This is a genomic window from Marivirga aurantiaca (assembly GCF_016679925.1).
GTDB lineage: Bacteria > Bacteroidota > Bacteroidia > Cytophagales > Cyclobacteriaceae > Marivirga > Marivirga aurantiaca.
This window is the reverse complement of the sequence record NZ_JAEQBW010000020.1, coordinates 1-15,480: the sequence shown is the minus strand read 5'-3', so window position 1 is coordinate 15,480 and position 15,480 is coordinate 1. Positions and strand designations below refer to the sequence as shown.

The following is a 15,480-nucleotide window of genomic DNA, read 5'->3' as shown; positions in this document are numbered from 1 at the left end:
GTGAAAGTTAATACGCCCCTTGTTATTTGCCAAACAATTTGTGACAAGCGGAGCTACCAAGGTTCCTGTGAATTTAGTTCTTTAATTTCATTATACTTCCTTTGGAAGTTTTCATATTCTTCCGTTGTCAACATTTTCTCCAAATCATCCATAGATTCGGAGGCATAACTCGTAAGGTTCAACCTAAGTGCTTGTAATATATAAGCTTTAAGAATAGGAATACTGCTTTCATTCAAGCGAGCTGCTTCCACCAATAACCCATAAGCTTTTTCTTGCTCTCCTTTGCTTCTGAAGTATTCGCTGGCCATAATAACTCCCTGATCAAAAAACACATTCTCATTACCCAATCGCCACATAAGTTGATTAGCCTTTACAGAATCTACCGAATTTCTACTGAGAAAAGCATCAAATAATAATTTATAATTTCTTGGATAAACAGATAGTTCAGAAGTGTCTACCCCATCAACCTGGTCAATTTTATTAAGTTTAGCTATCAACAATGCCTTTAGGTTATTTCTGAAAACACTTAATCCAATTTCCTCTTTGGCAATATTGATACTATCAAGCTTTTCCCACGCTTCCTCCGGTTTTTCATCTTCCACCAGAGAAACTACCTTTTCCATTTGATAAAGTGCCAGGAATGGAGAGTTAGCTAATTGATCTTTTATAGCTTTCTTTTCTTCCGGTTGCAAAGATGCATTGGTTTTCAACCATAAATAGAGAAAGCTATCAGGAAGCTCTTCCGGGTTTCCCTGCAGAAACTGATAAAGAGGGTCTTGCTTAAGCACCTGGTCATCTACTACCATTCCTTTAAATTGTTCTTCGTAAATTCTTGCAGCTTCATATAATCTTCCTGCCTGAATCAATGCAATGACCCTAAAGGTAGAAGCTTCGGACATTTTTAATTTTTCAGCCTGTTGAAATTTCTCATGGGCCATATTATAGGCTCCTTGTTCATAGAGCCATAATCCATGTGTTAAATAGTAAAAACCTGCATCAGAAATCTCCGAGTTTTCAAGATCATAAATCAAAGAATAAGCAGATTTTTGATCTCCTGCATAGTTTTCGCGAGAAGCAATTGCGTAATCGATGGATTTAAAGAATGTTTTATTCTCCTTAAACTCCTTTAGCCAACCAATGGAATCTCCAGTAAATGACTTATGCGCTATCGTTTTATTTAAAGTATAGTTAAACAAGAAGGAAAAATCATTATAAGTAAGAAAAGTGTCAATATCTTTGGCACTTACTACAAAATCTTCCAATACTTTTCTTTTTTGATTTGCCAAAGCAATATAATTAGCCTGATATGGTACAGGCTTATCTTGAATGCTACTTTCCCCGGGCAGCTCCTCATTCACCCTGTTTTTAGCAAAAAGAGCCAATTTGTTGGATTCAGCTATATTCTTGATGCTTTCCGTATTACTGGCTCTTACGGCTGCATCAAAGTAAATAAATGAGGAATCTATTTTATTGAGATCGTCATACACCAATCCCATCATATTTAAAATATAAGGATTATCGGGAATATCCTTTTGTGCAGCTTCCAATGTAAACAAGGCCTCAAAATAGAGAGAAGCATTTAATTGAGTTTGAGCCCTGTTGATATAAGCCTGTACACTGGGCCTTTTCCAGGCAGCCTGTTTAAAATAAGAAGAAGCTTCTGCCCAATTTTTGTCGTTATATTCCATTTGCCCAATTTCAAAATTAGATTTATGGTTAGTAACTGCATACTGCCTTGCTATCTTAAAAGTTGTTTTAGCTGCTTCATTATTATCTACGTATTCATAATAATCTCCCAAGCTATTGTAGTATCCTGAAACTGCCTGATAATAAGGTAAATAGGTCACTCTTAATACCAAAGCCACCACAACGCCAAATCCTATCAGTCTTACTAAAGTATATGGGATATTTACAGGACGAAATACTACAGGATAAATCCCATGTCCTGCATTTAATAACGCTACAAAATTGTACAACACATATATCAAAAACAATAAACCAAACCCCAGGTGGGAGAAGACAATCATGTCTTCAAAGGTTTCAACAAGCGGATCATTTCCATTGGAAAATATCCAGCTTATGGTTGAGAATGTAATGATACCGAGTACTAAATACAGGTAAGCTCCCAAAGGACGGAAAGCCAACTGTTTAGAAAACAATTCACTCCGCTTTCTAAAACCCCAAATTCCCAGTATTGCTGAAATGGCCAGCAAAATAAACTCATCTAAATATACAATATTCAAATCGATTAGAAAGCTGTTTCGGGCAAAGGTAAGCGCCACATAAACAAGATATAAAAAGCTAAGAATTAAGAAATGCCATAAATTGGAATTCCCTTCTTCATTCTTTTTCCCTGCCAATAAATATAAAATATGAAGTATGATTTCATAAGCCACATTAAAAATAAACAAGACAGATAAAATGACTGGTACGATGATTCCATGGTGGGTCATAAAAACAACAGGAGCATCCACACCTGACCCGAAAGCCACCAATGCTACCAACGCTGCCAAAGTAATAGAAAAAGAAAGCCATCTCTGAAAAAGCCCGGCCTCCTTTTTAAAAGCATGGTAAATATAGCCTATGCCTAAAAACAACCCAATGAAAAGAAAAGTGAAAAGCTGGCTTTCAATCCCAAAAATTTCCAAATACTGCAATTTTAAGGTGATTATCCACACCACAAATACTGACTGGAAAACCATGAACCACAATCGGTTAAAATAGGTGGATGCTGTCAGCAGAATTGAAAAACAAAAAAATATAATCCCCAGCAATAGATAACTATTCCATGGCTGGAATCCTGATTTTAAAGCCAGGAAACCCTGGTAAACCACGTAATTTCTAGTAGGGACATTTAATTCAAATACAAAATCATAAATGTTATGAACAGATAGATCGATACTTTGGGTTTTTCGAACCTCTTCTAATGGAGAAGCTAGATCAACGCTAAAGTATTGTGTATAAAAGCTGTAAGCAACGGACAAGAAGAAAATAAAAAGGAGCACCTGGTAAATGCTCCGAAAATCTTTACGCCATCCTTTCCAAAAATTCAAATGGGACATTTATTAATAGATTAAAATATTCATAGTAAATAATTTATTTCAAAACTGCTTTGAAGCCATTTATAAGAAATTCATTAGCAAAAGCAATTACTTTATTCCATTACTTTAGGTACTCTAAAATAATCGGAATCCTTCTTTGGCGCATTCTTAAGCCCTTTATCGTGTGATAGATGCTCCCCTACTTTACCTTCCCTAAGCTGATTGGTTTCAAAAGACATACTTTGCAGAGGCTCTATATTCTCGGTGTCCAATTCCTGTAATTTTTCTACAAAACTCAGGATATTGTTCATATCCTTTAACATTTTATCTTCCGATTTTTCATCAAACTCCAACCTGGCCAGATGAGCTATTTTTTCCAATGTTTCCTTATTTATACTCATATATTGGATGATGTTGATTTATTCCTCGTTCAATTGTTTTGAAAACCTGCTCTTTCAACGCAGGAACATCCTTCATATTGAGTCCCTTTGTTGGTATGGGTTCATGAAAAATCATTTTCATTTTTCTTCTCCTAATTAAAGGAGCCCTTTCATCAGGTAAAATTATCCAATTATCCGGAAGTGTCACAGGCACAACAGGAATTTGTTTTTCTATGGCGGCCCTAAAAGCCCCGTCTTTAAATCGAGCCATTCGGGGAATGTCTTTACTATATATTCCTCCTTCAGGATACATAACAAGGCTTCTGTTCTCCCCCATTTTTGCAATAGCTCTTTGTAAGGCCTGATAACTGTTTTTCATGCTCTCTCTATTGACAGTCACATGTAATTTGCTAAACATAAAACCAAAAAACGGGATTTTAGCCAAAGATTCTTTCCCCACGTATACCACCGGATTAGGAGCAAAACCAAAACTTAGTATGTCTAACAATGAGAAATGATTGGAACAGTAAACATATTGTTTCGTTTTATCTATTCTTTCAACTCCTTGTAATTTTGTAGGTATACCTACCAGTTTTAGTGCAGTCCAGGCCCAAAAGCGATTCAGGTAAAAAGAATGGTGGTGCCATTTGGGAAACATAATAAGTACCAGAAAAAAAGGAAAAAGAATTAAGAATATACCCGCAAAAACAATGGCGCACCAAAGCGTGTACAGTCGTTGAAAAGTTTTATTCATGTGTATAAGTTTATTGTCAATGGCCACATGCCCTAAAGGGATCCCTTCGGGAGAATTCGCACAATTGATATTCATCCTCGGTTTGTGTTTCTCAATCATGCTCATTTCATGATTGGGATTCAAAAATAACAATTGACAAAAGAACTAAAAAATAAGGAGATTTCCATCAATTCGTACTTTGGGCAGATGGAGTGGCTATAGTTTCACTCTACTTCTGAATCCTTCCCACCAAAAAGAAAGTCTTAAAACCACTCTTAATAGCTACTTATCCTTTGTCGGCACTCATTTACTTAATATCAGGCAAATTCCTGCATTAACTTTGCTGCACGGTTTTTGAATCTGAGGAATAAAATAACTGCTGTCACACTTAAACCTATCAATAATCCGTACCAAACTCCTTTCTCTCCCAGATTGAAGTAAAAAGCCAGGAGATATCCCACAGGTAAACCAATGGCCCAATAGGCCATAAAAGTAACTAAAGTCGGAAGTTTTACATCTCCCATCCCACGCAAAGCTCCAAGACCCACTACTTGGATTCCATCAGAAAGTTGAAACAGAGCAGCTATAATCAATAAGCTGCCAGCTATCCTAATCACTTCAAGATCATTTGTATACAAGGAAGGCAAGAATTCATTGAACACCATGAAAATAAGGCCTGTAAAAGCCATAAAGATAATGGCCATTAGAAAGCATGTATAAGCTGCTACTTTCATCGTATTTATATCTCTCTGTCCCAATTGATTACCTACACGAACAGTGGCTGCAGCTGAAATCCCTGTTGACATCATATAACTTATAGAAGCCAAATTAATAGCCACCTGGTGTGCTGCCAATGGAATAGCGCCCATCCACCCTATCATAATAGCAGCCGTAGCGAAAGCCCCTACCTCAAAAATATACTGGAAGCCTGTGGGCACTCCCAGATTTAACAATTTCTTAAAAGATTTGCTGTTCCATACGGTAACCTTCAGATAACTCCAGTAAACCTTGAACCTCTCATATTTTCGAACAAAAATAATCATAACAATAGCCATCAATATCCGCGAAATAAGAGTTGCCCAACCTGCCCCCACCAGGCCCATAGGTTCAAAACCCAATTTTCCAAAAATGAGAACATAATTAAGCCCAACATTTACCACATTGGCACTAATGGTAATGTACATGGCCTCTTTGGTCATGGAAAGCCCTTCTGCAAACTGCTTGGCGGTTTGAAAAAGCATAAACGGCACCATGGAAAAACCAATAATAACCAAATAAGGCTTAGCCAATTCCACAACCTCTTTTGGCTGGTCCAGAAGATCCAATATGTACCCTCCAAATAAAAGAATAGAAAATAAAAGAATACCAAAAACCAAATTGATGACAAAGCTATGTTTGAAAAACCGCATTCCTGCCCTGGGATTATTTTCTCCATCAGACTGGGCTATCAGGGGAGTAAGACCAAACGACACCCCTATCCCAAACATCATCATTACACTAAAAACAGCATTGGCGACCGAGGCAGCGGCAAGTTCATTGGTTCCCACCCTGCCCACCATCATGGAATCAGCAGTACCCACCAGCACATGCCCCAACTGGCTTACCACCACAGGGTAAGCCAGTAAATAATTTCGTTTGAAGTGCTCTTTGAAGTCTGTTGAAAGCATAGAATTCTTTATCGGTGACAAAATTAGACTTATAAATGGTAAAAGATCAGAAAAAAAGACATAAAGTTTTATGAATTTTAGTCGAAGAATTTGAGCGTTTCAAAGAAAAAATTAGCCAATTCAAATAAATATTGTAAAATATCTATTATCTTTATTACAGATTTAATTGTATTAAATTAATTAAGATGAACATAGGGAAGTTTTTTTTAACCGTTATAATAGGTGTACTTTTCAGCATTGGGCAAGATGTTAGCGCTCAAAATGTGAAGAAATTCAATAAATATCTGGAAAAAGCAGAGAAGAAATTTGAAAAGACCAATTACGAGAAGGCTTTAAAATTTAGCCGTAAATTAGAAGAGAAAAGCACTAAAAAACTTGGTAAAGAAAATCAATTTGTTGCAGTAGCCAAGCTAAAACAAGCCAAGTATAATTGGGCATTAGGTGATTATACCGAATTCTATGAGTTGCATAATGATGCTTTAGCCATAAGTGAGAAAACAAATGGTGCAAAGTCGTTGGGTCATGCTATTAACCTGCAAAATGCAGCTAAGAACATGATAAATTATGGGAATTATTTTAAAGCAAATAAATACCTGGAGGAGGCTTATGCTATATTTTCAACATCCGAGGAAGCAGACAATCTATACCTGGCAGACCTCCAGTTATTACAGGCAGAAATTGCCACAGCACTAGGAAATTACAATCAAGCACTTTCCTTACTCCAAAAACATGAATCTTTCTATTTACAAAGAACTCTTGAAAAAAATGGCGAAAAGTTTAGTAAGAAGGAAAAACAAATAAGACATGAAGATGTAGCCAGGCTTATCACCTTAAAAAGTAACACATTAAGACATAGGGGAGAATTTCTTCGCTCGGATTCTGCTTTCGTATATGGGGAAAACTGGATTAAAGATAAACTTGGTAAAAGAAGTAAATATTTTAGCAACCATCTCTACTATTTTGCCCAAATGCTTGAGGAAAACGGTACCAATGAGCTACCCGCTTCTTATTACAAGGATGCCTATATTTATTCTATTTCATCCCTTGGAGCAACACACCCACACACTTTAAGAAACCTGGAAAAGCTGGCTATTAATGCCATTCACGAAAATAATTCCAGTAAAGCTTCTGCTTATTTTACTGAACTCCAAAAAATAGTAAAGAAGAATTTTAATAAAAGCAGTACCCATTTTGTGCGATTGGCCACCATCTCTTTTGAAGCAGATTTAAGAAAAGGCAAGACCAGAAAGATTGAAGAATCGGTAATAAAAATAATGAACGATAAGAAATTGTTACCTAAGGACCACCCAATCAATATTGATTTATATAATATAATGATTAAGGTAGCAGGCTCTGAAAACAACTACAGTAATATTGAAAATTATCTGACTGAAATCATTAAAATCAAAAATCAATTGTATGGTGACTCAAGTATCCGGGCAGGCTTAAGCAGGATTGACTTAGCACATTTTTGGGTAGATTATTCCGACAAGTTTAACCAGGCAATGGAAGTGTACAATTCCGAATTTTATGGAAAAGTAGAAAAGGAAATTAGCAGTGGTCATACTATGTATGTCAATTTGCTCAACCATTTGGCCACAGCCTATCAATATAATGACAGTTACGCAAAAGCCTCCGAACTATTGGATGAGGCGCTTCTGTTAACCAGGGTGAAATATGACAACCAGGACATAGATTTTGGAAAGGAACTCACTCTTATTGCTGATCTTCAAATCAAGATTGGAGAATATGAAAAAGCAGATGCCAATATAGTAGAAGCTTTATCAATATTGGAAAATTTTGATAATGACCTCAATGTAATATACTATATCAAAGCATTGGAGACTCAAGCCAAACTACTTACCATTAAAGGTTTTTATGATGAAGCAGAAGATGCACTGGAGTTGTCTCAAAAACTTTTCAAAAGTGCTATTCCAAATGCTGAATATAACCCGATTTCGGCTCAACAGGAATTAGCCGCAGTGTATTTGAAGATAGGCAAGTATACAGATACAGAAAAGATACTTAAAACAGCTTTAATTCAAAATACCAGGCAATACGGTAAAGAAAGCCAGAAACTTATTGCTCCTATGGTAGACTATGGCAGATTACAACTAATAAGAGGTGACTATCCAAAAGCTGAAGAATATGCGCGCAAGGCACTTCATATTTCTGAAAGTCAGTTCAGTAAATATTCTACCAAAAACACTCCTGCTACTTTATTACTGGCTGAATTAAATGAATCACTTGGTGATTACGATAAGGCGGAAGAGTATTATTCGCAAGCAATCAACATATTGGAAAACCAATTTGGCAGGACTCACGTGGACGTAGCCACAGCTATTTCACGATTGGCTATTGTGAAATTTCAAAACAATTCGGGCTCTGCTGCAGAAATAGAAAAAATGTTGTTTGAGGCAAAAGAAATTATCGGCAACAGATTCAGTACTAACAGCCCTCTATATGCAGATTTATTAAAAGACATGGCCAATTTCTTTATTTCTCAAAATAAATTGGAAGATGCTTTCAGCTTTTTGACACAATCTGAAGATATATGGAAAAAGAAAGTAGGTCGCAGAAACAATATAAAAGCAGCCGATATCCATATACTCAGAGGAGATATTTTTTATAAGCAAAAAAAATATCGTGATGCAGAAAAAGAATATAAATCCAGTCAAAAGCTGAACGAGAAATTCTTTAATGATAAACATCCGGAATATGTAAAAGCCACTGCCAGGCTCAGCAAGGTATATTATATGGATGGAAATAAAAGAAAGGCCAAATCGACTATAGAAGAGGTAATAGCTAACTATGATACTTTTATAGATAAATACTTTCCTGCCCTAAGTGAAAGGGAAAAAACAAAATACTGGAACACTGTTAAAGGCAATTATGATTACTACAACACTATGGCCTTGTCCCTGCATGATTCATATCCTGAAATGATTGAGCAGGTATATAACCATGCTCTTAAAACAAAAGGATTGTTGTTAAGTAATTCCATAAAAATGCGGGAAAGAATTCTCAATAGTACCGACAGTTTGCTACGAGACCGGTATTTTGAATGGATTGATAAAAAAGAAACTCTTACTAAATCAATTGCCATGAGCGAAGAGCAACTTGCACAGGAAGGAATTAATCTTAGCCATTTATCAAAAGAAGTAGAGAGTATAGAAAAAGAATTAAGTCAGAAATCAGAATTGTTTAACCAGGGATTCGATAACCAAAACTATACATGGGAGCAAATAAAGAATGTTTTACAGCCTAATGAAGTGGCTATTGAAATGGTGAGGTTCAGATATTTCGACCATACCCTAACAGATTCAATAGTCTATATAATGCTGATTTTAAAGAATGAAAAAGATAGCAAACCTTCATTTGTAGTTTTGAATAATGGTAAAGACCTTGAATCTAAATATTTTAATTACTACAGGAATAGCATAAAATATAAAATTCCTGATCAGTATTCGTATAAGAACTACTGGGAACCTATAGAAAAAGAAATTGGAAAAAACACCACCGTATACTTATCACCCGATGGAGTTTACAACCAAATAAACCTTGAAACTATTCCTCTCGAAGCTAATAAGTATCTTATTGATCAATCAAATATAATCCTTGTAAGCAATACAAAAGACTTGTTTATTAATAAAATAAAATCCAAGCAAATTCGGGAAGAGAAATCAGCTCTGTTATTTGGAGATCCTAAATTCTATTTGGCTTCAAAATCAGAATATAAAGATAAATTCAGATCCGGGGCTACACAGGTAAATGAGTTGCCGGGTACCCGAAAAGAAATAGAAGCATTGACTAAATTACTACAACAAAATGGCTGGACTACTTCTCATTATCTTGAGAATAATGCTTCGGAACCACAGGTAAAAGAGATAAATAGTCCTACTGTTTTTCATATAGCTACACATGGTTTTTTTAATGATGAACAAAATCCCGAAAGTGAAGAATTCAACAAAGGAGACTTAAGTAATAATCCTTTAATGAAATCAGGTCTGATGTTACAAGGGGCAGGTGACTTGTTGGTGAAAACAAAGTATAATTTCAACATAGAAGCTGGGATTTTGACTGCTTATGAAGCAATGAATTTGAACCTGGATAAAACAGATTTAGTGGTTCTTTCAGCATGTGAAACAGGTGTTGGTGAAGTCCATGCCGGTGAAGGTGTTTTTGGGCTTCAAAGATCATTTTTAGTAGCCGGGGCAAAAACCCTTATTATGAGCCTTTTTAAAGTTTCCGATGAGGCTACTGAAAAACTAATGGTTTCATTTTATACAAAATGGCTTGAAACTGGTAACAAAAGACAAGCATTTATTGATGCGAAAAAAGAAATAAGAAATGAATACAAAGACCCAATATATTGGGGGGCTTTCGTAATGATAGGATTGGATTAAAAATCAATCTTTATTTTGATTGCTTCTCCAATCCCTAATAAAATTAGACCATGTAAGTGGGTTAAGAAAATTGTTGGGAGGAACTATGCCGGTCATATCATAAAGCTTGGCATATCTCCATTGTTCATAGTAATACTTATCCCTTTCATGTTGTTGATTGAGAATTTGATTTAAATCCTTTTTAAATTCATTGATTTTCACTTTCTGTAAATCAGTTAGCTCTTGTTTCAACATTGTTTCGGCAAAATCCTCCATTTCAGGAAGTGGTGATACAACCACTTCCTCTAAAATGATATTTTCTCTTACTAAAAGTTCTATCAAAGAATAAGTATCTCCCTCTAATATTTCAGGGATAATAAAATCTCTGCTTTCATAACCTACACTTCTAAAAGTAATAGTGTCTCCAGGGTAAGCCAAAAATGAGAAATATCCGGTATTATCTGCTACCGTTCCTCTTTTCCCCGCATCAATTAATACAGATGTGAATGGAACAGGTTCTAAATTTTCAGCATCCAAAATAACACCTGTCAAATGGATAGGCTTGGCTTCTTCAGTCTGCCCCAAAGCTGAAAAAATGGTGAATACCAATAGCAATACTAAAAGTATATTTCGCATTTTATTTTAGTTTTAATGATCCCAATTATGTTTATCCAAATTTTCCAGACAAGCATTTAATAATAGAACGGAATCAGCAATATCTTGTTTATGAGCCATTTCTATTACCTGGTGCAAATGTCTTGTGGGAATAGAGATAGCTCCCGCAATAGCACCATTTTTACCCATTCTCTGAAGCCCTGCAGTATCAGTGCCCCCAGCGGTCAAAATTTCAGATTGCCAGGTAATTTTATTTTTATCAGCTATATTTCTCATAAAGTCCACCATTCTGTAATCGCAAATTGTCATTGCATCCAATACTTTAATGGCCACTCCCTTCCCTAATGAAGTAACTTTTTCATGGGCTTGTGCACCTGGCAGGTCAAAAGCAATTGTAGTGTCCAATGCGATGCCAAAATCGGGATTGATTTTATGAGAAGCTACATTTGCCCCTCTAATCCCCACTTCTTCCTGCACAGTAAAAACCCCGTAAACATCATATGGTACTTCTTTCAGGCTTCTTAAAGCTTCTATCAAAACAAATACTGAAACTCTGTTATCAATGGATTTACAATTGACACAATCTCCCATTTCTATCAATCCCCTCTCACGTGTTACAGTATCTCCAACAGTAACTACCTTCTCCACTTCTTCCTTTGACATTCCCAGATCAATAAAATAATCTGTCAATTTAGCTACTTTGTTTTTTTCCTCCGCTGTCATCACATGTATGGGTTTTGAACCCATTACCCCCATCACATCCTTCTTACCATGAATTATCACTCTTTGAGCCGTCAGTGTTTTGGGATCAAACCCACCCAATGTAGTAAATCGTAGAAAACCATTATCATCTATGTGAGTCACCATAAAGCCAATCTCATCCATATGAGCAGCTACCATTACTTTTTTATCATCAGGATTGTCCTTAGCTCTTTTGATAGCATATACATTTCCCAAATTATCAACTTCCACCTCATCAACAAGCCCCTTTACTTCATCGATAATAAGATTTCGTATTCGTTTCTCATATCCTGGTGCTCCAGGCATTTCACATATTCTTGATAATAAATCAATATTCAAACTCATAACTTCCTATTCTTTAAAAATAATTGACATAGAGATCACCGTCCCCATTTTTATTTAAATAAAAAAGCTGATTGGTACCAATCAGCTTTTGCATTCAGAATTTATAAATTTACTCAAATTATACTCTTCTGACGTTCACGGCATTTAAGCCTTTCTTGCCTTCTGTGGTTTCAAATGAGACTTTGTCATTCTTTTCAATGTCTTCTTCAAGGCCACTAGCATGAACGAATATTTCGTTCTGTGTTTCATCCTCAACGATAAAGCCAAATCCTTTCTCGTCATTATAGAATTTTACGGTTCCGGTATTCATAATAAATTAAAAATTAATAATTGATAAATAAAGGCAATATACATTTTTTGAAAGTTTGATGTAAATATTTTTTTATAATTATTTTACATCATTTTAATGTAAATGTTTTCTCAACTAGCAATTATTAATTTTCAAATCTATTTCCCTCATCCAAATTCATATACTTTAAACAATCATCGAGAAAGTTTAATCAACCTTTAAATTATTATTTCACTTTAAAAGGTTGCTTTACTGTTTCATCATTATACTCAATCACCAGTTCATAATTACCTTTTCCGATGAATTCATCTTCTGACAATAAACCATTCCAATTAATATGCTGATACCCTCTTTTAGCATTGTTTTGTATGTTTTTAATAGTTTTCCCTGATTCATCTTGAATGCTAATAGATACCTGACCCTCCTTTTTAAGCTCCTTTATGAAAAATGACATATTGAATTCAGGGAAATAGGTAGAAACATAAGGTGTTCTTTTTTTACCCCAGCTTTCACTAAATCTTAAATCATCTAACTCAAAAGCTATTAAATTTTTACTCTCAAATTCAGTAGCAATTTTTTGTAAAGGTTTGGCATCTACAACATATACGCTTCTTCCATGAGTACCTATAACTAATTCCAACTCCCTTGGATGTACAATCATATCATAATTGGCTACATTTGGAATAGATCCTAAATGCTGCCAGTTAATGCCATCATTAAAACTTACATAAGTACCATGATCAGTTCCCAGATACAATAGATTGGATACTTCCGGATCTTGGTAGATCACATTAACCGACTCCTGAGGTAAGTCTCCACTAATGGATTTCCATGTATCTCCATAATCTGTACTTTTATAGATATAATTCTGGAAATTGTCATTCCTGTATCCTGTTAGGGATAAATAAACAGTACCTGGATCATGATTGGAAGCATGAATGCTACTTACCCATAACCCTTGAGGTAATTTTTTATTAATTTTAGTCCAGCTTTGCCCTTCCATAATTCTCCAAACATTTCCATCGTCAGTGCCTACATATACCATCCCAAATTTAAGGGGGGATTCTGTAATTTCTGTGATGGTACCAAAAGGAACATTACCCTCTTTTATACCATTTGTTAAATCGGGGCTAATAGCTTCCCAGCTATCACCTTTATTTAATGATCTGTGTAACTTGTGCGACCCCAGGTATAATATATCAGCATTATGAGAGCTCATGACAACAGGCGTTCTCCAATTAAACCTTAAAGGGGTTTCACCAATATCATGTTTTGGAGTAATGTACTTCCTGGAGCCATCTGCTCTATTGAGTCTGAAATAATTACCAAACTGAAAACCTACATACACTCTATCAGTATTCTTTGGATCCACACTCACATACATTCCATCTCCTCCAAATAAACTCTCCCATTGCCTATGTCTGTTAGGAACTGTTTTGGAACTACCTACCATAGTGCCATTATCCTGCAAGCCACCATAGATATTGTAAGGAGTTGCCATATCTACATTAACCGTATAAAACTGACCAACAGCCATATTATTTTTATGATCCCAGGTAGCGCCTCCATCATAAGAAATATAGAGTCCACCGTCATTGCCTAAAATAATATGATCCGCATCATTCGGATTTATCCACATAGCATGATGATCCGCATGCACATTACCTATTGTATCTGTTCTTAAAAATGTTTTACCTGCATCTCTGGATACCACTAGTGGCACACCTAATACATAAATATCTTCGGGATTTTGAGTTGAAACACGGATTTCACCAAAATAATAGCCATAGGTGTAATACACTGCCTCCAAATCATAATCATGTGTTTTTGTCCATGTATTGCCTTGGTCATCTGATCTATACACAATCGATCCAGCCACAGAAGTCTCAAATAAAGCTTCATTCGCATCACCTGAATATTCAGCCAAAGCACTTGGTTTATATTTCCCCTCTTTGATTTCCTTTTTCACTGTGATAGCATTAAACTTTTCAGGAAAACCATTATCTTTCAGAAAAGCATCAATTTTTTCATCCGATAAATCCAAAAAAGTCTTTGCACTCATCCCAACAAAATCTACTGAAATTAATTCTTCTTCATCTTTCCTCTTCTTTTCCTTTTTTGTCTCCTTTTGATAATCCAATAAAGCGTAAACCACATTAGGATTTGATAATGAAACATCAAGACCAATCCTTCCCGTAAACTCATTATCAGGAATACCATTCATACTTAATTCCCAATTTTCACCCCCATCCTTTGATATATATATTCCAGAGCCTTCACCATTACCAATAAAATCCCAGGCATACCGTTTTCTCTCCCACATACTTGCCCATAATAAATCAGGATTTTCAGGGTGAATAATTAAATCAATAGCACCAGTTTTATTATCTACATACAATACCTTTTTCCACGATTTACCTCCATCTACACTTTTAAAAACTCCTCTTTCTTCATTATCAGAGTACAAACCACCCATTGAAGCTACCCAAACTATATCAGGATTGTTGGGATGCACTACTATCCTACCAATATGCTGGCTCCCACCTAACCCAATCTGCTCCCAGGTTTCACCCTTATCAGATGATTTATAGATACCGGAACCAGCATAACTACTTCTACTACTATTATTCTCACCCGTCCCCACGTAAAGAACATTTTCATCACTGGGAGCTAAAGCAATATCCCCAATAGTTAGAGCACCTTCATTATCAAAAATAGGATTGAAACTTACACCATTATTCTTGGTCACAAATAGCCCCCCGGAAGCATAAGCTACATAAAACTCTTGTATATTTCTTTGATTGACTGCTATATCAACGATCCGAGCACCTTGGATAACAGGCCCCACATTCCTTGAAGGATAATCCTTTAGGATAGAACTCTCCGCTAATTTTTCTCTGGCTTCAATACCTTCCTGAATCAGACCTGGTTGAGAGGGGGAGACCTGAGACAATATATTAAAATGAGTACAAAATAGTAAAACTATTAAAATGATGGGAGATAAAGCTGTTTTCATAATTGTTGATTATTTAAATATCTTCAAATATGCATATAATCTATTTGAAAAAAGAAAGGAAATTTATAATCGGAGAATTATGGTGAAGAGCAGTGGTTATAAATGCAAAAACCCCTTAGTAAAGATATACTAAGGGGTTTGCAATAAAAAGTTGGCAACGACCTACTCTCCCACCTGTTACGGCAGTACCATTGGCGCTGGTGGGCTTAACTTCTCTGTTCGGAATGGGAAGAGGTGTACCCCACCGCTATAGTCACCATAAGATCTT

Annotated in this window: 9 protein-coding genes and 1 rRNA gene; 1 reads left to right on the top strand and 9 read right to left on the bottom strand. The window is 35.7% G+C overall.

Annotation, left to right across the window (positions count from 1 at the left end):
* Positions 1-53 precede the first annotated feature (53 nt).
* The 4 genes from JKA74_RS20500 to JKA74_RS20485 all read right to left on the bottom strand — a co-directional run bounded on the left by JKA74_RS20500 (position 54) and on the right by JKA74_RS20485 (position 5,821).
* Entirely contained in the window at positions 54-3,062 is a 3,009-nt protein-coding gene (locus tag JKA74_RS20500; RefSeq protein WP_201433119.1) for a tetratricopeptide repeat protein, read from the bottom strand.
* Positions 3,063-3,154: 92 nt separating this feature from the next.
* Positions 3,155-3,442 carry an Asp-tRNA(Asn)/Glu-tRNA(Gln) amidotransferase subunit GatC gene (gene gatC, locus JKA74_RS20495; RefSeq protein WP_201433118.1) on the bottom strand — a complete coding sequence of 96 codons (288 nt, stop codon included), beginning with the start codon at positions 3,440-3,442 and terminating at the stop codon, positions 3,155-3,157.
* A complete protein-coding gene (locus tag JKA74_RS20490) occupies positions 3,429-4,175 on the bottom strand; it encodes a lysophospholipid acyltransferase family protein (protein WP_201433117.1) in 747 nt (248 codons plus the stop codon). Before JKA74_RS20490 ends, gatC begins: the two co-directional genes overlap by 14 nt.
* 296 nt (positions 4,176-4,471) lie before the next feature.
* The gene (locus JKA74_RS20485; RefSeq protein WP_201433129.1) at positions 4,472-5,821 is read right to left on the bottom strand and encodes an MATE family efflux transporter; all 1,350 of its coding nucleotides are present in this window, start codon (positions 5,819-5,821) and stop codon (positions 4,472-4,474) included.
* Positions 5,822-6,006: 185 nt separating this feature from the next.
* Between JKA74_RS20485 and JKA74_RS20480 the strand changes: the two genes are divergently transcribed.
* Complete coding sequence (locus JKA74_RS20480) at positions 6,007-10,227, top strand: CHAT domain-containing protein (RefSeq protein WP_201433116.1); 4,221 nt, start codon at positions 6,007-6,009, stop codon at positions 10,225-10,227.
* Between the two features lie 3 nt (positions 10,228-10,230).
* Here the strand turns inward: JKA74_RS20480 and JKA74_RS20475 are convergent, their stop codons facing one another.
* From JKA74_RS20475 to rrf, 5 genes are all read right to left on the bottom strand, one after another.
* Positions 10,231-10,842 carry a carboxypeptidase-like regulatory domain-containing protein gene (locus JKA74_RS20475; RefSeq protein ID WP_201433115.1) on the bottom strand — a complete coding sequence of 204 codons (612 nt, stop codon included), beginning with the start codon at positions 10,840-10,842 and terminating at the stop codon, positions 10,231-10,233.
* 12 nt (positions 10,843-10,854) lie between these two features.
* The gene (locus JKA74_RS20470; RefSeq protein ID WP_201433114.1) at positions 10,855-11,907 is read right to left on the bottom strand and encodes a M42 family metallopeptidase; all 1,053 of its coding nucleotides are present in this window, start codon (positions 11,905-11,907) and stop codon (positions 10,855-10,857) included.
* A 118-nt stretch (positions 11,908-12,025) separates the two neighbouring features.
* Entirely contained in the window at positions 12,026-12,217 is a 192-nt protein-coding gene (locus tag JKA74_RS20465; protein WP_201433113.1) for a cold-shock protein, read from the bottom strand.
* A 205-nt stretch (positions 12,218-12,422) separates the two neighbouring features.
* Positions 12,423-15,212 (bottom strand): VPS10 domain-containing protein, encoded by a 2,790-nt coding sequence (locus tag JKA74_RS20460; protein ID WP_201433112.1) that lies wholly within the window; start codon positions 15,210-15,212, stop codon positions 12,423-12,425.
* A 149-nt stretch (positions 15,213-15,361) separates the two neighbouring features.
* A 5S ribosomal RNA gene (rrf, locus tag JKA74_RS20455) occupies positions 15,362-15,473 on the bottom strand.
* Positions 15,474-15,480 lie beyond the last annotated feature (7 nt).